Origin of the sequence: Tatumella morbirosei (genome assembly GCF_000757425.2) — a bacterium.
Taxonomy (GTDB): Bacteria; Pseudomonadota; Gammaproteobacteria; order Enterobacterales; family Enterobacteriaceae; genus Tatumella; species Tatumella morbirosei.
Genome location: NZ_JPKR02000005.1, coordinates 831546 through 849976, shown reverse-complemented (window position 1 = coordinate 849976; position 18431 = coordinate 831546). Strand labels below are relative to the sequence as shown.

General features: G+C 50.0%; 18 protein-coding genes. 4 read left to right on the top strand and 14 right to left on the bottom strand.

Going from position 1 to position 18431, the window contains the following annotated elements; translation table 11 throughout:
* Positions 1-125 precede the first annotated feature (125 nt).
* A complete protein-coding gene (gene glpD, locus HA49_RS19460) occupies positions 126-1658 on the top strand; it encodes a glycerol-3-phosphate dehydrogenase (RefSeq protein ID WP_038016723.1) in 1533 nt (510 codons plus the stop codon).
* 66 nt (positions 1659-1724) lie between these two features.
* On the opposite strand, the gene asd is transcribed toward glpD, so the two are convergent.
* Complete coding sequence (gene asd / locus HA49_RS19455; RefSeq protein ID WP_038016489.1) at positions 1725-2834, bottom strand: aspartate-semialdehyde dehydrogenase; 1110 nt, start codon at positions 2832-2834, stop codon at positions 1725-1727.
* 300 nt (positions 2835-3134) lie between these two features.
* Between asd and HA49_RS19450 the strand changes: the two genes are divergently transcribed.
* Positions 3135-3728: a YhgN family NAAT transporter gene (locus HA49_RS19450; RefSeq protein ID WP_038016486.1), complete on the top strand. Its 594-nt coding sequence runs from the start codon at positions 3135-3137 to the stop codon at positions 3726-3728.
* Between the two features lie 57 nt (positions 3729-3785).
* Here the strand turns inward: HA49_RS19450 and gntU are convergent, their stop codons facing one another.
* From gntU to HA49_RS19430, 4 genes are all read right to left on the bottom strand, one after another.
* Positions 3786-5126 (bottom strand): gluconate transporter, encoded by a 1341-nt coding sequence (gntU, locus tag HA49_RS19445; protein ID WP_038016721.1) that lies wholly within the window; start codon positions 5124-5126, stop codon positions 3786-3788.
* A gap of 12 nt (positions 5127-5138) precedes the next feature.
* Positions 5139-5669, bottom strand: coding sequence for a gluconokinase (gntK, locus tag HA49_RS19440; protein ID WP_038016485.1), 531 nt, complete (start codon positions 5667-5669; stop codon positions 5139-5141).
* A 132-nt stretch (positions 5670-5801) separates the two neighbouring features.
* On the bottom strand, positions 5802-6797 hold the full coding sequence (gene gntR / locus HA49_RS19435; RefSeq protein ID WP_038016484.1) for a gluconate operon transcriptional repressor GntR: 996 nt from the start codon (positions 6795-6797) through the stop codon (positions 5802-5804).
* 105 nt (positions 6798-6902) lie between these two features.
* On the bottom strand, positions 6903-7598 hold the full coding sequence (locus HA49_RS19430; protein WP_038016482.1) for a pirin family protein: 696 nt from the start codon (positions 7596-7598) through the stop codon (positions 6903-6905).
* A 440-nt stretch (positions 7599-8038) separates the two neighbouring features.
* On the opposite strand from HA49_RS19430, the gene HA49_RS19425 reads away from it, so the two are divergent.
* Complete coding sequence (locus HA49_RS19425; RefSeq protein WP_038016481.1) at positions 8039-8308, top strand: DUF2756 domain-containing protein; 270 nt, start codon at positions 8039-8041, stop codon at positions 8306-8308.
* A gap of 34 nt (positions 8309-8342) precedes the next feature.
* Here the strand turns inward: HA49_RS19425 and ugpQ are convergent, their stop codons facing one another.
* From ugpQ to ugpB, 5 genes are all read right to left on the bottom strand, one after another.
* Complete coding sequence (ugpQ, locus tag HA49_RS19420; protein WP_038016476.1) at positions 8343-9086, bottom strand: glycerophosphodiester phosphodiesterase; 744 nt, start codon at positions 9084-9086, stop codon at positions 8343-8345.
* Positions 9086-10156 (bottom strand): sn-glycerol-3-phosphate import ATP-binding protein UgpC, encoded by a 1071-nt coding sequence (locus HA49_RS19415; RefSeq protein WP_038016464.1) that lies wholly within the window; start codon positions 10154-10156, stop codon positions 9086-9088. Before HA49_RS19415 ends, ugpQ begins: the two co-directional genes overlap by 1 nt.
* A gap of 2 nt (positions 10157-10158) precedes the next feature.
* A complete protein-coding gene (gene ugpE, locus HA49_RS19410) occupies positions 10159-11004 on the bottom strand; it encodes a sn-glycerol-3-phosphate ABC transporter permease UgpE (RefSeq protein ID WP_038016462.1) in 846 nt (281 codons plus the stop codon).
* The gene (ugpA, locus tag HA49_RS19405; protein ID WP_038016461.1) at positions 11001-11888 is read right to left on the bottom strand and encodes a sn-glycerol-3-phosphate ABC transporter permease UgpA; all 888 of its coding nucleotides are present in this window, start codon (positions 11886-11888) and stop codon (positions 11001-11003) included. The genes ugpE and ugpA overlap by 4 nt, the downstream gene beginning before the upstream one ends.
* Before the next feature lie 92 nt (positions 11889-11980).
* The gene (gene ugpB / locus HA49_RS19400) at positions 11981-13300 is read right to left on the bottom strand and encodes a sn-glycerol-3-phosphate ABC transporter substrate-binding protein UgpB (RefSeq protein ID WP_038016459.1); all 1320 of its coding nucleotides are present in this window, start codon (positions 13298-13300) and stop codon (positions 11981-11983) included.
* Positions 13301-13486: 186 nt separating this feature from the next.
* Between ugpB and panM the strand changes: the two genes are divergently transcribed.
* Positions 13487-13876, top strand: a complete 390-nt coding sequence (panM, locus tag HA49_RS19395; RefSeq protein WP_038016457.1) for an aspartate 1-decarboxylase autocleavage activator PanM — start codon at positions 13487-13489, stop codon at positions 13874-13876.
* A 59-nt stretch (positions 13877-13935) separates the two neighbouring features.
* Here the strand turns inward: panM and rpoH are convergent, their stop codons facing one another.
* The 4 genes from rpoH to ftsY form a co-directional block, all read right to left on the bottom strand.
* Positions 13936-14793 carry an RNA polymerase sigma factor RpoH gene (gene rpoH, locus HA49_RS19390; RefSeq protein ID WP_038016455.1) on the bottom strand — a complete coding sequence of 286 codons (858 nt, stop codon included), beginning with the start codon at positions 14791-14793 and terminating at the stop codon, positions 13936-13938.
* A gap of 247 nt (positions 14794-15040) precedes the next feature.
* Positions 15041-16054, bottom strand: a complete 1014-nt coding sequence (ftsX, locus tag HA49_RS19385) for a permease-like cell division protein FtsX (protein WP_038016453.1) — start codon at positions 16052-16054, stop codon at positions 15041-15043.
* Positions 16051-16713, bottom strand: a complete 663-nt coding sequence (gene ftsE, locus HA49_RS19380; RefSeq protein WP_029685343.1) for a cell division ATP-binding protein FtsE — start codon at positions 16711-16713, stop codon at positions 16051-16053. The genes ftsX and ftsE overlap by 4 nt, the downstream gene beginning before the upstream one ends.
* Before the next feature lie 5 nt (positions 16714-16718).
* Complete coding sequence (gene ftsY, locus HA49_RS19375; protein ID WP_046791918.1) at positions 16719-18209, bottom strand: signal recognition particle-docking protein FtsY; 1491 nt, start codon at positions 18207-18209, stop codon at positions 16719-16721.
* Positions 18210-18431: the final 222 nt, after the last annotated feature.

Genomic DNA, 18431 nt, shown 5'->3' with positions numbered 1-18431 from the left:
ATGTTATCTCTATCACGCAAAATTGTTTTCGTCTGGTTAACTATTGGCATCAATGTTTGTTTTCGACTACTATTACGCTCGAAAACGAACATAAAATTGATTTTCCGAACATCGGGGGATATTACGTGGAAACCAAAGATCTTATCGTCATCGGCGGCGGTATCAACGGCGCCGGTATTGCGGCAGATGCAGCCGGACGCGGCCTGTCGGTATTGATGCTGGAGGCAAGGGATTTTGCATCCGCGACATCCTCTGCCAGTTCAAAATTGATCCACGGTGGCTTACGCTACCTGGAACATTATGAATTCCGTCTGGTCAGTGAGGCCCTTGCCGAGCGTGAAGTATTACTGAAAATGGCACCGCATCTGGCGTTTCCGATGCGCTTCCGGCTGTCCCATCGTCCGCATTTACGCCCTGCCTGGATGATACGTATGGGTCTGTTTCTGTATGATCATCTGGGTAAACGTACCAGTCTGCCGGCCAGTAAAGGGCTCAAATTCGGAAGTGATTCCGTTTTAAAACCCGAAATTACCCGCGGCTTTGAATATTCAGACTGCTGGGTCGACGATGCCAGAATGGTCATCGTCAACGCACAGGCCGTGACCGAACGCGGTGGTGAAGTAAAAACCCGTACACGCGTGACCCGGGCATGGCGCGAAAATGGCCTTTGGGTGGTTGAAGCCGAAAACACTGACAGCGGAGAGAAATTCCGCTGGCAAGCCAAAGGGCTGGTTAATGCTGCCGGACCATGGGTCAAAGAATTCTTTGATCACGGGCTGGAGCTGAAATCACCCTATGGTATTCGTCTGATCAAAGGCAGCCATATTGTGGTTCCCCGGGTCCATACAGATAAACAGGCCTACATCCTGCAAAATGAAGATCATCGGATTGTGTTTGTCATTCCGTGGATGGATGAGTTTTCCATTATCGGTACGACTGATGTCGAATATCATGGCGATCCTAAAGAGGTTGCCATCGACGATAACGAAATTGACTACCTGCTGAAGGTCTTTAATGTGCATTTCCGCCACAGCCTGACCCGTCAGGATATTGTCTGGACTTATTCCGGTGTGCGCCCGCTGTGTGACGATGAATCTGACTCCCCTCAGGCGGTCACCCGTGACTACACACTGGATGTCCATGATGACCAGGGTAAAGCACCACTGTTGTCGGTATTTGGCGGCAAACTGACGACTTATCGTAAACTGGCAGAACACGCCATGGAAAAACTGGCAAAATACTATCCGGAAGCGGGTCCGGCGTGGACAAAAACTTCTGTACTACCAGGTGGACATTTTTCCGGAAGTCGCGAAGATTTTGCGGCTGGCTTACGCAGGCGCTATCCGTTTATTACCGACGCTATGGCCACCCACTATGCCAGGACTTATGGTAGTAATACTGAGAAATTACTGGGCAATGCACAACAACTGGAAGATTTAGGTGAGAATTTCGGCCATGAATTTTACGAGGCAGAACTCCGCTATCTGGTCGATCACGAATGGGTCCGCGAACTGGATGACGCTATCTGGCGCAGGACCAAACAGGGCATGTGGCTGACTCAGGAACAGCAGGCACGGATCACCGAATGGCTACAGGCACAGCACCCTGTGGTGCCAGTGCCTGCGCCGACGAAACTGCATACAGTGACCGAAATCTGAGTATTCACTCAGAGATCAAAAAGGCGGCTGATTAGCCGCCTTTCTTTATTGCTCAATTCCTGAGACTTAGCCCGCCAACTGACGTAGCATTCTTCTCAGAGGTTCTGCAGCTCCCCACAGCAACTGGTCGCCGACAGTAAAGGCCGACAGATATTCAGGCCCCATGTTCAGCTTACGCAAACGTCCTACCGGAGTGCTTAGCGTTCCGGTCACCGCAGCAGGGGTCAGTTCCCGCATGGTCAGTTCACGGTCATTCGGAACCACTTTAACCCATTCGTTATGTCCTGCCAGTAACTGCTCAATCTCTGCCAGCGGGATATCTTTCTTCAGTTTCAGGGTAAAAGCCTGGCTGTGGCAGCGCAGGGCTCCTACACGGACACACAGCCCGTCAACCGGGATAATTTTATCAGTTGCCAGAATCTTGTTTGTCTCTGCCTGACCTTTCCACTCTTCGCGGCTTTGCCCGTTATCCAGTTGTTTATCAATCCACGGGATCAGACTGCCCGCCAAAGGAACACCAAAATTATCGGTCGGTAAAGTTCCTGAACGGGTCAGATCTGTCACTTTGCGTTCAATGTCCAGGATCGCAGATGCAGGATCCTGAAGCTCTTTCGCAACATGGTTATGCAGCATACCCATCTGAGTTAACAGCTCGCGCATATGGCGGGCACCGCCACCAGAGGCGGCCTGATAAGTAGCAACAGATGCCCATTCAACCAACCCCTGGCTAAACAACCCGCCCAAAGACATCAGCATCAGGCTTACGGTACAGTTACCACCCACAAAGGTTTTAATACCTTTTTCCAGTCCCTGGTGAATGACGTTCTGGTTGACCGGGTCCAGAATAATGATGGCATCATCCTGCATACGCAAAGTTGAAGCAGCATCAATCCAGTATCCCTGCCATCCGGAAGCCCGTAATTTTGGATAGATATCGCTGGTGTAGTCTCCACCCTGGCAGGTGATAATAATATCCAGTGCGCGTAATGCTTCAATATCACCCGCATCCTGCAGAACACCATTCTGGCGTCCACCGAATGACGGTGCCGGCTGGCCGTGCTGCGAGGTAGAGAAAAAGACCGGATTGATCCCATCAAAGTCACGTTCTTCTGTCATTCTGGACATCAGTACGGAACCCACCATACCTCGCCAGCCAATAAAACCTACATTTTTCATGTTATGCCTGCTTATCCTGTATTCTGAGCCAGATTTTGCCACACCACACTGTCAGGAACATTGACAACGTATCGCAGGATTATACGATCACCGGGCGGATTTATACTGACCAGATGCTTTTTACTGAAAAAAATTAACTAAAATGCCTGTTCTGAGCATCCGGCATAATAATCAGATTTACCTGTGACCCCCAACTCTACAAAATGCACACTGTCTGGCAAGTGAATTAATTCGATGAGCCGGGCTTTTTAAACAATTGAACTTATATCTGTCGTTCAGCTAAAGGATACTCTGCGACTCATGACCGAAATGATTTCCGCCACCATACTGCTGCTGCTTATCATGGACCCGTTGGGTAACCTGCCAATTTTTATGTCAGTACTCAAACACCTTGATCCCCGGCGGCGGCGAATCGTTATTCTGCGTGAACTGCTCATTGCTCTGGCTATTATGCTGTTGTTCCTGTTTACCGGTGAAAAGATTCTGTCATTCCTTAATCTGCGGGCTGAAACGGTCTCTATCTCCGGGGGCATTATTTTGTTTCTAATCGCGATAAAAATGATTTTCCCTGGACCTGGCAATGACAGCTCTGGACTTCCGGCGGGTGAAGAGCCCTTTCTGGTGCCCCTGGCTATTCCACTGGTTGCCGGCCCCTCATTACTGGCGACACTGATGCTCATGTCCCATCAGTATCCGGGACAGCCGGGGATGCTGGTGCTGGCACTGTTACTCGCCTGGGCGATAACCTCAACCATTCTGCTACTGTCCGGGATATTTTTACGACTGCTCGGGAGTAAGGGTGTGAATGCACTGGAACGACTGATGGGATTAATTTTGATCATGCTGGCAACTCAAATGTTCCTTGATGGTATCCGCGCTTACATGAAGTTATAAAAAACGCCGCAGCAGGTTTTCTGTTGCGGCGTTATTATGGCAAGGAGACCGGTCAGATTAACTAAGCAGCCAGAAGGCCAGCATACCAATGATACCGCCACTGGTCCCGAGAATGGTTTCCATCAATGTCCAGGTCTTAAGTGTTTCGGCTTCCGAGGCTCCGGTAAAACGACCAAATAACCAGAATCCTGCGTCATTAACATGGCTGAAAATAATTGAGCCGCCGCCAATACAGATGGAAAGCGCAGCCAGCTGAGCGCCACTGTAATGCAAAGGTTCGATTACCGGCATAATGAGCCCAACTGCCGTCAGACAGGCAACAGTGGCAGACCCCTGGATGATCCTGACAGCGCCCGCCAGAATAAAACAGGCCACAGCGACAGGTAAACCAGCACCTGCCACGGCATCACCCAGCGCAGGGCCGACTCCGGAATCTACCAATACCTGTTTAAATACCCCACCCGCACCAATGACTAACAGAATAATACCGGCCGGCTGCAGTGCCTCACCACAGATCTGCATAATCCTTGATTTCTCCATCCCCTGACGATAAGCCAGACCATAGATGGTGATAAGACAAGCCAACAGAATTGCAATAAACGGATGGCCGATAAACTCCAGGAAGTTATACACCGGTGTCCCGGCAGCTACAAAATGCGCACCGATAGTTTTCAGCCCCACCAGCACTAACGGAAACAGGATTAGCGACAGGCTGAAACCAAATGACGGGAGCTTATGGGCTTCAACCTCCGGCTGAGTATCTTCCGCAGGCAGAGAAAAGTGAACATGTCGGGATATAAAGCTGCCAAACAACGGACCCGCAATCAGCATGCCCGGTATGGCTGCGCATAACCCTATCAGAATCATCCAGCCAAAATCGGCATGCATCTGCGAGGCTAACAACATTGGAGCGGGCCCCGGCAGTACAAATGCCGCCGCAGCCGCGACCCCCGCAAACAAAGGAATCACCAGTTTTACCAGATTGCCGCCAGTACGTCTGGCCACGGCAAAAGCGATACTTATCAGCAATACAATGGCGACTTCAAAAAATAACGGTAAGGCACAGATAAATCCGGCAATGCCCATCGCATAATGCGCCCTCTTTTCACCAAAGGTTTTCAACATGCGGATAGCAATCTGATCGACGGCTCCAGTTTCATGAAGAATCTTCCCAAACATTGCTCCCAGGGCGACCACTATAGCCAGAAATCCCAGGGTGCCCCCCATACCCTTTTGCATAGTTTCGGTAATTTTTATCAGTGGCATTCCGGACATTATTCCGGCGCCAACGGAGACTAACATCAAAGCGACGAAAGCATGCATCCTGGCTTTCATCACCAGCAGTAACAGCAGCAGAACCGATCCGGCCGCTGTTAGCACCAGTGTTGCGGTACTTATCATTATTAATCCTTACTGAATTGCGTGTTTGATCGCGTCAACCGTGGCAGCAACAACCTCATCCAGCGACTGACGGATATCCACAGTAAGGACATCAGTTTCATCCTCTGTCGGTTCTTCGAGAGTGGCGAATTGTGTTACCAGCATGGCAGGTTTGAAGAAATGTCCTTTACGGGCTTTGAGACGCGACTCGATGGTATCGAAGTCACCTTTCAGATAAACAAATTTCAGATTGCTGTTACCTTCGCGGAGAATATCGCGGTAACTTTTTTTCAGTGACGAACACACAATTAACGATACAGCCTGAGTTCGCTGCATAGCAAAAGCCGCATCATTAATGGCCTGCAGCCAGGGCTGACGATCCTGATCATTGAGGGGATGCCCATCGGCCATTTTCATAATGTTCGCTCTGGGATGCAGAAAGTCACCATCAAGAAACGCGGTTTGCAGTTGGTGAGAGACACGATTGGCGACTACCGACTTTCCGCTGCCGGATACGCCCATCAGAATAAACACATGATGATTTGAAGAAGCTGTACTCATTTTTATGCCCCGACTGTTGATGCAGCAATGTTACCGATAACAATTAATTAAACATTGTCATGACCAGGACATTTACTGGCAACAGCTTTGGCAAATAAAACATCAAACTGTGAACTGAATCATAAAAAATACTTAAATACTGCCACCACAATCGATACTGAAGCCCAGGTCACGCACTTTCTCTGACACCATTACGCCTTTCAATCTTTGCAGTAACATCCCGGCGGCTTCCTCGCCTATCTGCTGACGGGGCGTAACCACCGTGGCCAGCGCCGGAGTCACCACCCGCGTGATATCGTGCCCATGGAATCCCATGATGGCTATCTGCTGCGGAACGGCAATCCCCTGCCGCTGACACTCAAACATGGCACCTACTGCCAGGTCATCATTGGTACAGCAAAGACTGTCCATATGTGGAAAGCGCTGCAGGGCCTGCTGTAACAAGACAGCCCCGGTGGTAAAAGAGGATGACATCTCAACCATAATACTCATCGGTTCCAGTCCTGCCTCACACATGGCCAACTCATACCCTTGCTGTTTCTGCAGAGTACGCTCATCAAGCCTTGCTCCCAGATAAACGGCTGAACGGTGTCCACGACGAATCAGCATTTCTGTCATCTGTCGTCCCGCTTCCACATTATCGAAGCCGACGGCCATATCGAGACACGGCGAGGCAGAATCCATAATTTCAACCACCGGTATTCCGGCAATTTCCAGCATGCGTAATGTCGCCGGGGTATGCGTTCTTTCAGTGAGGATCACGCCATCAATATTCCAGCCCAGTAAAGACCGTAACTGCCGCTCTTCTTTCTGTGCATCGTAGCCAAAGTGCGCAACCAGCGTCTGATATCCTGCGGCATCGGTAATAGTTTCGATACCTCGTAGCACATCCGCAAATACATGGTTAGTCAGTGAGGGAAGCAGAACACCAATTGCCCGGCTGGTAGCATTAGACAGCATGTCCGGGACCCGGTTGGGGATATAGCCAAGTTCATCCAGAACAACGGCTATCCTTTCTCCTAATGCGGCCGAAACCTGAGAAGGATTACGTAAATAACGACTGACAGTCATTTTAGTGACTCCCAGTTTATCGGCAACATCCTGAAGTACTGGTCTTTTCTTCTTCATCGTTTGCGAAACTCACACCAGAGAGATTAGGCTGAGTTTAGCATTAATTTGTCACACAAAAATGCCCCGTCGGCAATCACGCGCAACGGGGCTGGCCACGGACTATCAAACCGGTGGAAGATCGAAAATCAGAATCTCTGAGTCACTGTCGGCAGCAATCTCCAGCGCATCTTCATCTCTGAGCGCCAGTGCATCGCTGGTGTTTACCTGCTGCCCGTTGATGATCAGGTTGCCTTTAACTACCTGAACCCAGGTATTACGGCCAGCTTCCAGTGACAGTTTGTCCTGTTCACCCGCCAACAGGGCCCAGCGTGATAGTGTCATATCCTGCCAGACGATCAGTGACTCTTCCCGGCCATCCGGAGTCAGTACCCATTGACGTCCTTGCTTAGCCGCAAATTTCCGCTGAGCATAGCGCGGTTCAATACCAGCGCGTTCCGGGATAATCCAGATTTGATAAAGATGCAACGGATCGGTACTGCTGGGGTTATATTCAGAGTGACGAACTCCGGTGCCGGCACTCATTATCTGAAACTCACCCGCCTGAATCTGTTCCTTGTTCCCCATGCTGTCTTTATGCTCAACCTCTCCGGACAAGACATAAGTCAGAATTTCCATATCTTTATGCGGATGGGCCCCAAATCCCTGGCCAGGCGCGATGATATCCTCATTAATCACTCTTAACGCCGAAAACCCCATAAAGTCTGGATCGTGATAACCGGCAAAAGAAAAGGTATGCCAACTGTTCAGCCAGCCATGTTGTGCGTGACCACGGTCTTCCGCTTTACGTAAATAGATCATCTCATTGCCCTCCGATTTTCTTACCAGTCTGGACCTGAATAGCACGAAAAAATAGCGGAAAAACTTCAAGCCTCTGTTCAAAAAAAGTGAAGAGAGTCACTGTGGTCTGGTGATATCGGCTGAATAACAGACAAAAAAAAGCCAGCCTGAAGGCTGGCAAAAAATACTGGAAGCAATGTGAGCAATGTCGTGTCTTCACCAGTTATCTGAGAGAGATGTCTCGTGAAAACAATTGAATAATAATCATTATCATTATCACTTGTAAAGGCAAATTTTACTTTTTTTGATATTTACTGCGGAAAGTGTTCTGAGGAATCAGCATCCGCACTCTTTGGGTAACGACTGACAGCCAGCTAAGACAACATGGCAGTCAGGCACAGATTTGCCCGCTGGCGGTATCAAAACTATAATTTAGTAAGCTGATTAGACCCGAGGTTACAATGAAAAAAACTCTGCTAACCGCGTTAATAGTAGCTCTGCCGTTGATGGCAGTGGCAGCAATTAACCACAATCCGCTGACAACAAACCGCCCTGCAGGGGTTACTCCAAATATTTCCCAGCAACGGATGCAAAACCAGATGCAAATGCAGCAACAACAGCAGCAGATGAAATTGCGTAATGATCAGCAGATGGAATCGCAGGCTCTGCAGCAGAAGATCCAACAGCAGCAACAGAGATCACAGCAGCGGATTAATAACGCTCAGCCCTGAAACGTCACGGGCAATTACCTGCCCGTGAAAAGACTCAGCGGAAATCCGGTCCTATTTGATCGATACGGTCGGTACAAATCATATCTACACCCAGGCCAAGTAATTCCCGAGCCCGCTCAGGCTGGTTGACGGTATAAACCAGGATATGTAACCCGGCAGACTTTAGTTGAAGGATACGTTCAGCATCCAGTAACAGATGATTAAGATGAATCGCCACACATCCCAGTTGCTTAGTCAGCGTTTGCCAGTCATCACGCCAGCTATCGAGCAATAATCCGCGTGGCAGTTCAGGAACAGCTTCCTGCGCTGCTGCCAGCGCCTCTTCCGAAAAAGACGAAAGTAACGGAGCGACCTGGCCCTGCCATAATCTCCGGGCGGCCAGGGCCACTTCCCTGCCAGTCGTTCTCTCTTCGCCGGTCGTTGGCTTGATTTCGATATTAGCCATCATCCGATATTCCCTGCAACGCTCAGCCACTTCTTCAAGAGTGGGCAGCGGTTCTGAGCGGAACGCCAAACCAAACCAGCTTCCGGCATCCAGCCCGGATAATGTCTGCCACTGCTGATGCCCGGCTATTCCCTGGCCATTGGTCGTGCGTTCCAGTGAATCGTCATGCAACAGGAATATTCGTCCGTCCAGGGACAACTTTGCATCAAATTCAATCATGGTATGCCCGAAACGGTGGCCGGTATCAATGGCTGCCAGGGTATTTTCCGGCGCTAATTTACCGCCGCCACGATGGGCGACGATATGCGGGTATGGCCAGTGTTGTTCTGTCATTACAGACGTAATCCTGTGGTGGTATTAAACAAATGCCGGGCTTTATGCGGAAACTCCAGCCAGAGCACTGTCCCTGCCTGCGGTCGCTGTTCATGAGGTAAGCGAATCACCAGCCGGTGACCACCAATGTTACCATGCACTAAATTATCTGCACCGAGGATTTCGAGAGTTTCCACCTGCACAGGCAAACTGTTTTCCGAACGTGGTACGGTCAGAATATGCTCAGGGCGAACCCCGAGAGTCAGTTGCTGATTTGCCAGTTCTGGTCTCTGAGTGGACAACATGATTTTATTTTTTGGATCGATCACGAATTCCCGGCCATCGGCACTGACTTTCCCAGGCAGTAAATTCATGGCGGGGGAACCTATAAATCCGGCAACAAAGATGCTGGCAGGCTTCTCATAAACTTCTGCCGGAGTGCCAACCTGTTCAACTACCCCTTTATTCATCACCATAACCCGCTGGGCCAGAGTCATTGCTTCTACCTGGTCATGAGTGACATAAATACTGGTGGTTTTCAGTCGCTGGTGCAGTTGCTGCAACTCGAGTCGCATCTGAACTCTCAGGCGCGCATCCAGATTAGACAACGGTTCATCAAACAAAAAAACCGCTGGTTCCCGAACTATCGCACGGCCCATCGCGACACGCTGACGCTGGCCGCCGGATAATTCACGTGGATGGCGGGCCAGCAGAGCATCCAGCTCCAGACTGCGGGCAGCACTTAATACCCGCTGACGAATTTGTTCCTTAGCCATACCGCGGATTTTCAACCCGTAAGCCATATTCTGCTCAACGGTCATATGCGGGTACAACGCATAATTCTGAAATACCATGGCAATTCCACGCTCTTTTGGTTCCAGATGCGTGACGCACTGATCATTAATATAAATGTCACCTGAGCTGATAGTTTCCAGCCCTGCCACCATCCGCAACAGGGTGGATTTTCCGCATCCTGAAGGCCCGACCATTACCATAAACTCTCCTTCATTGATGGTGATATCTAACGGCTGAATGATACGGTTTTTACCATCATAGGATTTGGTCACTTCCTGAAAATGTACACTTGCCATGACTATTTCTCACTCTCGACCAGGCCTTTCACAAAGGCGCGCTGCATAACTATCACCACGATCAATGGCGGGATCAGCGTCAGTAACATCGCTGCCATCACCAGATTCCACTGAGTCACTCCTTCCCCAAATGAAATCATGCTGCGGATTCCGGCGACGGCAGTACTCATTCGTGAATCACTGGTCACCAACAATGGCCAGAGATACTGGTTCCAGCCATAAATAAAGGTAATGACAAACAGGGCCGCCAGATTGGTTTTCGATAATGGCAGGACAATATCGAAGAAAAATCGCATCGGGCTGGCTCCGTCAATTCGCGCAGCTTCAATCAACTCATTTGGCAGTGACATAAAGAACTGGCGGAACAAAAAGGTGGCCGTCGCGGAAGCCATCATCGGCAGGATCAGGCCATTGTAACTGTTCAGCATATGCAGCTGAGAAACCACTTCCACTGTCGGGAAGATACGAACTTCAACAGGCAACATCAGGGTGATGAAAATCATCCAGAAACAGAACTGGCGCAACGGAAAGCGAAACCAGACTAACGCGAACGCTGAGATGATAGAGATGGCTATTTTGCCCAGGGTAATTCCCAGTGCCATCAGGGTACTGTTCAGCAGCATTCTGCCAATAGGCGGGCTGTTAGCACTAACCCCCTGAGTCCAGATAGTCTGAATGTTTTGCCACAGATGGCTGCCCGGAACTAATGACATTGGCGACTGGAAAACCTGATGGTTATCCAGACTCGCGGCAACAAAAGCGATGTAGAGCGGAAACAGGATTGTCAGGATACCGAGCCACAACATGATATGGCTGAAGATATCTAATCCACGGCGATTCTCTATCATTGATAACGAACCTTACGTTCAATAAAACGGAACTGTACGACTGTCAGCAGGATGACAATCACCATCAGAACGACCGACTGAGCTGCCGAGGCACTCAGATCCAGCCCCGTAAATCCTTCACGGTATATTTTATAGATAAGCGTAGTAGTGGACTGAACCGGTCCCCCCTGGGTGGCAGCATCAATCACCGGGAAAGTATCAAAAAAGGCATACACCAGGTTAACCACCAGCAGGAAGAAGCTGACCGGTGTGATCAGGGGTAATGAAAGATGCATAAAACGTCGAACCGGTCCGGCACCATCCAGCGCAGCCGCCTCAACCAGTGAGCGGGGGATCGACTGTAACGCGGCAAAAAAGAACAGGAAGTTATAACTAATTTGTTGCCAGACAGAGGCCAGAACGACCAGAAACATAGCCTGCCCACTATTCTGCGCATAGTTCCAGTTATAACCTATCGACTGTAAAAAGTGGCTGATCACCCCTAATCCCGGATTAAACAGGAACATCCACAGCACGGCAGCTATGGCTGGGGCGACAGCATATGGCAGCAGTAACAATGTCTGGTAGAACTTCTTCATCCGTAAGACATAATCAACCAGTGCGGCCAGAAATAAGGAGATTATCAGCCCCAATGCAGCGACCAGCGCACTGAAGATAATCGTGGTTTTAAACGAATCCAGATAATACGGGTCCTGGAATAAGGCGGTGAAGTTCGCTAAACCGACAAAATGTGCCGAAAAACCAAAGGGATCGAGATTCTGAACCGAATACCATAGCGCTTCTGCAGCCGGCCAGATAAAGAAGATAACCGTAATTGCAATCTGCGGCAGTAGCAGCAGATAAGGTAATGCACGATGACGAAAAACGGGACGAGAAGATGACATAAAACCTGACCTCAGGCGGAGATTCCCCGGGCTATCCCCTCGCAGAATTCACCAGCGTGACCCGGCAAGGGGATGTTTTTACTAACGTTGGATTACTGAACCTGCTGCTGGAAACGGCGAAGTAGTTGGTTACCACGCTGAACTGCATTATCCAGTGCTGTTTTCGGAGTCTCTTTCCCGGTCCAGACACTTTCCAGTTCTTCATCCACCACAGTACGGATCTGCGGCATATTGCCTAGACGCAGTCCTTTGGTGAAGGCTAAAGGAGGTTTATTCAGCATTTGCTTCATCGCGATATCCGCACCAGGATTTTTTTCATAAAAGCCCTGCTGGCGGGTTAACTCATAGGCTGCTGTGGTTGCCGGGAGGTAACCGGTTTTCTGATGCCACTCGGCCGCAATTTCTGGCTGCGCGAGGAATTTCAGGAACTCCGCAACCCCTTTGTAAGTAGCATCACTTTGACCACGCATCACCCACAGGCTGGCGCCACCGATAATGGCATTCTGTGGCGCATTCTTCACCGTAGCATCGTACGGCATCATTCCGACACCGAAGTTGAATTTGGCATACTGACGAATGTCTGCCAGCGAAGCCGATGACGCAGTCGTCATGCCGCAATCGCCACTGTAAAATTTGGCGGTCGATTCATCCTTGCGTCCGTAATAGGTGAAGCTGCCAGCTTTGTTCATATCTTCCAGCATCTGAATATGACGGATTTGTTCCGGGCCATTGAATAACAGTTTCGCATCAGTACCATCGAAACCATTATTTTCAGAGGCAAATGGCAGACCATGCCACGCGCTAAACTCTTCCAACTGAATCCAGCCCTGCCAGCCACTGGCGTATCCACAACTCATGCCTGCTTTACGTAATGCCGCGGCATCAGAGGCCAGTTCCTGCCAGGTCTTTGGCGGCTGATCCGGATTGAGTCCGGCTTTACGGAATGCATCCTTGTTGTAATACAGAACGGGGGTTGAACTGTTAAAAGGTTCAGACAGCATATGACCGGTTTTAGCATCGGTGTAATAACCGACAATGGTTGGGACAAACTGTTTTTCATCGAACTGAACACCGGCATCTTTAAACACCTGATAGACCGGCTTAATCGCATGAGAAGCCATCATGGTAGCGGTGCCGACTTCATAGACCTGAAGAATGGCAGGAGCATTGCCACTACGTACCGCAGCAATCCCTGCCGCCAGGCTCTGCTCGTAGTTACCTTTGTAAACCGGGACCACTTTATAATCAGGGTGAGTCTGGTTAAAACGCTGGGCCAGCGAGTCAACCTCAGTGCCCAATCCTCCTTCCATTGAGTGCCAGAAGGGAATTTCAGTAACCGCGAAAGCATTTCCGCTAAGACCTAATGCCAGCATTAATCCTGCGGCATGATGACGAAATTTAAGAACTGGCATAGTTTTTTCCTGTGGCATTATCGTGCGCTATGGGAAGTTCGCGAGGTAAAATGACACGGAAAAATGACAGAGAAATTATTATAAGATGACAGAAAAATGACTGCCAAATGACAAACTCCGACAATGTGACCCTGATTTCATCAACGAGCACTGGTCACATAATTTATTGCAGAACCGGATGACACCATGCGACTGACCATTGAATTGCTGCAACACCCCTCACCCGCAGAACTGGCCTGCCTCAGTAAAATCTGGCCGGAGAAAGCAAGTGCAGGCTTTCTGCAACATCAGGATGACATCCGCTGGTATGTAGCGCGGTTTAATCAGCGATTACTGGCAGGACTGGAATTACAGTTACGGCCTTCTGAAGCGGTGATTAGCCAAATCATGGTCCGGGAAATCACCCGTCGACGGGGAGTCGGCCGTTATCTGCTGGAAGAGACTTTACGTATCAATCCGGATATCCATCGCTGGAAGATCTGCTCCGGTCATCTGCCGTTATCAGAGGCAGCCAGCCAGTTTCTTTATGCCTGCGGATTTCGGCTAAAGAACGGTCAGTGGTTTTTCAGCCGCTAAATTGCAGGCATAAAAAAGGGCGGCCCTCAGGTCGCCCTCTGTTCACTGCTGCACACTGATCAGGCTTCGATAGCGACACGCAGTTTTTTCATTGCATTTTTCTCCAACTGGCGAACACGCTCAGCGGAAACACCGTATTTGTCGGCCAGTTCCTGCAATGTGGTTTTATTGTCATCATCCAGCCAGCGCGCGCGGATGATATGCTGGCTACGTTCATCCAGGCCCTGCATCGCATCACTCAGCTTATCTGCCGCATGAGACTCCCAGTTATCTTCTTCGATACCATCAGCAAAGTCAGAAGCTTTATCCTGGAGATACAGCACCGGAGCTACCTGTTTACCTTCTGCACTTTCATCATCCGGTGTCGGGTCAAACGTCATATCCTGGGCAGCCATCCGTGATTCCATCTCACGCACATCTTTACTGCTGACCCCAAGTTCACGGGCTACCATTTCCACTTCATCCTGGTTAAACCAGCCAAGGCGTTGTTTGGTTTTCCGCAAGTTGAAGAACAACTTGCGCTGTGCTTTGGTGGTCGCGACTTTCACAATACGCCAGTTTTTCAGGACATACTCGTGAATTTCTGCTTTGATCCAGTGCACGGCAAAAGATACCAGGCGAACACCCACTTCAGGGTTGAAACGGCGTACGGCTTTCATCAGGCCGATATTACCTTCCTGAATCAGATCCGCCTGCGGCAGTCCGTAACCTGCGTAATTACGAGCGATATGAACCACAAAGCGCAGATGAGACAGGATCAGCTTTTTCGCTGCATCCAGATCGCCCTGGTAATGCAGCCGTTCAGCCAGCGCTTTTTCCTCGTCGGCTGTCAGCATCGGGCAACCATTTGCCGCCCGGATATATGCGTCCAGATTACCCAGAGGAGCAATAGCTAATGCTTGCATTTCTTTGGTCATTCAAACCCTCTCAGAATTCGTCAATAATGTTGCCAGATCCTTACAGCCTGCGCCTACATTATGTCAGCCGTGCCAAAAGATCGAAAGCAATGTGTGCTATTAATCATTAAGACACAAAAGTTATCCACAGGTTCATTTTTGATTGTGAATAATTTTGACAAGGCACCGGGGTACTGCGGGGATGATTCCTCTGCTCCCCAACCTACGGCAACAGAGGAATAGTATAGCAAAAAAATATTTCCCGGGATTACTGTGGTGTAAATCGGCGTAAATGTTGTGCAGTGGCCAGCCAGGCCGCTACCCAGCCTACAATGGCTGAAACCAGCAGTAACAGGAGCGCTTCATCGAATGAGAAGCCTTTCAGATCAAACGAAGCACTAAATACGCTGGCAACATGTGACACCACCGATTCCAGACGGAATACCAGAATTTCAGACAAAATCAGCGAAACAAAGGCCCCGGAGAGCCCCAGCATCGCCCCGCCGTATACGAATGGTCGCAGGATAAAACCATCCGTTGCACCAATAAGCTTTTGCACGTTGATGGTATCACGCCTTGCAAAAATACTCAGACGGACACTGTTACCAATCACCAGGAACACAGCCACCACCATCAGCAGACCAATCATGAACGCCACCTGACCCACCAGCCCCGTCAGAGCAGAGAGCCTTGCGAACCAGCTATCATCCATCCGTACTTCATCCACACCACTCACTTTCGCCACTCTGTCACGCAGTGTATTCATGGTGTCAGAATTCTGGAAATTCAGTTTCGGGGTAATAATAGCCACCGCAGGCAACGGATTCTGCTCCAGCATATCCATCGCTCCGCCGAACCCTGACCAGTTACGGAACTCATTTAATGCTTCATCACGACTCAGGTAATCCACATGCTGGACACCGTCAGTCTGTTTCAGAGTATTGATCACATTCTGGGCAGCATTATCGTCGAGTGTCTTCGACAGATATACCGTCAGCTGAGGAGCGGGATACCACTCAGTCGCTGCCTGATCGACGTTTTTCCATACGATATAACAGACACTGGGTAACGTTAGTGAAATAGCAATCACGGTGACCGTCAGCAGTGTCGCCAGCGGCTGGCGCAACATATCTGCCAGCATTCCACGCCATGCATAATGCCATTGCTCCTGCCACCCACCGCGCAGAGCTTTCTCTTTAGATACCCGTTTTTGCTTCGGTCGGGCTTTGGCCGCCGCCGGTGTCTTCCGCCGGTTGACCTGATTTCCCTTGCCTGGTTTCATGCCACTCCCCCATGCAGGCGTCCCTGACTAAGGGTCATCACACGATAATTTCTGCGGGAAATAAGAGACATATCATGAGTTGCCATCAGTACAGTGACACCAACGCGGTTAAATTCTTCAAATAAACGCAGGATATCTTCTGATAATGCGTGATCAAGGTTACCGGTAGGTTCATCCGCCAGCAGTAAGGCTGGCTTATTGACCACCGCTCTGGCTATCCCCACCCGCTGCTGTTCCCCGCCGGACAGCTGAATCGGAAAACTTTTCGCTTTATCGAGCAGACCGACTTTATCCAGAGCCGCCGAGACTCTGCGGCGAATATCTTCGCCACTGGCACCGGAAATAATTAACGGGATTGCGATGTTGTCGTAAACCGTCCGGTCCATCAGCAGATGATGATCCTGAAAGATCATCCCTATTTGCCGACGCAGGAATGGGATCTCGCTGTTACGCAAACGCGTTATGTTATGGCCGCTAAACCAGATTTGCCCGGCACTGGGACGCTCTATTCCGCAAATCAACTTGAGCAATGTACTCTTACCTGCCCCGGAGTGGCCGGTCAGAAAAGCCATTTCGCCCTGGCGCAGATGAAAATCTACCCCCTGAAGCGCCTGACGTCCCCCCAGATAAGCTTTACTGACCTCTTCAAAGCGAATCATCCAAATTAGTCCTCTCGGGCAAACAATGCCTCTATAAAATCTCCGGCCTTAAAAGGCCGTAAATCATCGATGCCTTCTCCGACACCAATGTATCGGATTGGAATACTGAACTGGTCAGCCACAGAGAAAATCACTCCGCCTTTAGCTGTCCCGTCAAGTTTGGTCAGTGTAATACCGGTCAGGCCAACAGCGTCATTGAACAAACGTGCCTGGCTGATAGCATTCTGCCCGGTGCTGGCGTCAATGGTCAGCATAACTTCATGAGGCGCGCTGTCATCCAGTTTACTCATGACGCGGGTAATTTTTTTCAGCTCTTCCATTAAATGAGATTTATTCTGTAAACGCCCCGCAGTATCGGCGATCAGCACATCAATTCCACGGGCTTTTGCTGCCTGAATAGCATCAAAAATAACAGAAGCTGAATCTGCTCCGGTGTGCTGTGAGACTACCGGAATGCTGTTGCGCTGCCCCCAGACTTCCAGCTGCTCTACCGCAGCTGCCCGGAAGGTATCTCCGGCAGCCAGCATCACCGATTTCCCTTGCGACTGGTACTGACGTGCCAGCTTACCAATGGTGGTGGTTTTACCCACCCCGTTCACACCAACCATCAGAATAACAAACGGAGTTTTTCCTTCAATATCCAGCGGTTGTTCTACCTTGTCCAAAATGGCAGACATTTCATCCTTCAACAAACCGTATAATGCTTCAGCATCGCGGAGCTGTTTGCGGCTGGCATGAGCGGTCAGATTACTAATAATTTTACGGGTAGTTTCAACCCCAACATCAGCAATAAGTAATTGTTCTTCAAGCTCTTCAAACAGATCGTCATCGATTTTTTTACCACGAAACAGCCCGATAAAACCTGATCCCAGATTCTGCCGGGTTTTCACCAGACTGCGTTTCAACCGGGCAAAAAAACCTTCCCGGGTAGGTCTTTCCTGCTCTGTTGCCACCCTGGTTTCAGAGAGCTCAGATGGGACCTCTTCCGGACTAATCTGAGTCAGATGTGGAGTATTTTCCACCACTGGCTCATTCCGGGGAGCTGATTCACTACTGGTCACGGATGCTGCCGATGGTTCAATCACATCAGATACCGGAGTCAGTTCAGGCAACGGTGTACCAGCCTGCGCAACGATATCGCTTGCCGTCACCTGATCGACAGCCACAGGTTCGGCGGGCAGTGAAGGTTTTTCTGGCTCTTCTTCTGCTTTCGGCAAAGGCTGTGCCTGCTCATGAAGCTCAGCCGTTTCCGGTCCGGTCACTGAGCCGGGCTCCGTGACCTGCGGTGGAGTAACGACCACTGTTTCCTCAGGGGCGGTTTCGTCAGGCAATTCCGGTGCGGCCAGCGCCGCCCGTGAAGGCTCTTCCGGATGGACAGACGAGGTACCTTCAGCATGGTCCGTAGTGTTATGCTCTACAGTGGCGTCCGGCGTTTCTTTTTGTTCTGCGGGTTGATTTTTCGGTTCTGCACTGTCTTCATCGCGACCGAAACCCAGCCAGGAGAAAAAGCCCCGTTTTTTTTACTTTTGCCATTATCTAACGACACTCCTTTAGACCCGGATCCGTGAACCGTTACAGGTTCCTCAGAGAATAATCCGGGACATATTTATAATTTATCAAATCCCTGACATGTTCAGGTGAGTGCAGGGATCGCGAAAGCATAGTCGGATAGTCTATCATTTTCCTGGCATTGCATTACAGCACCCTTTTTTACCGTT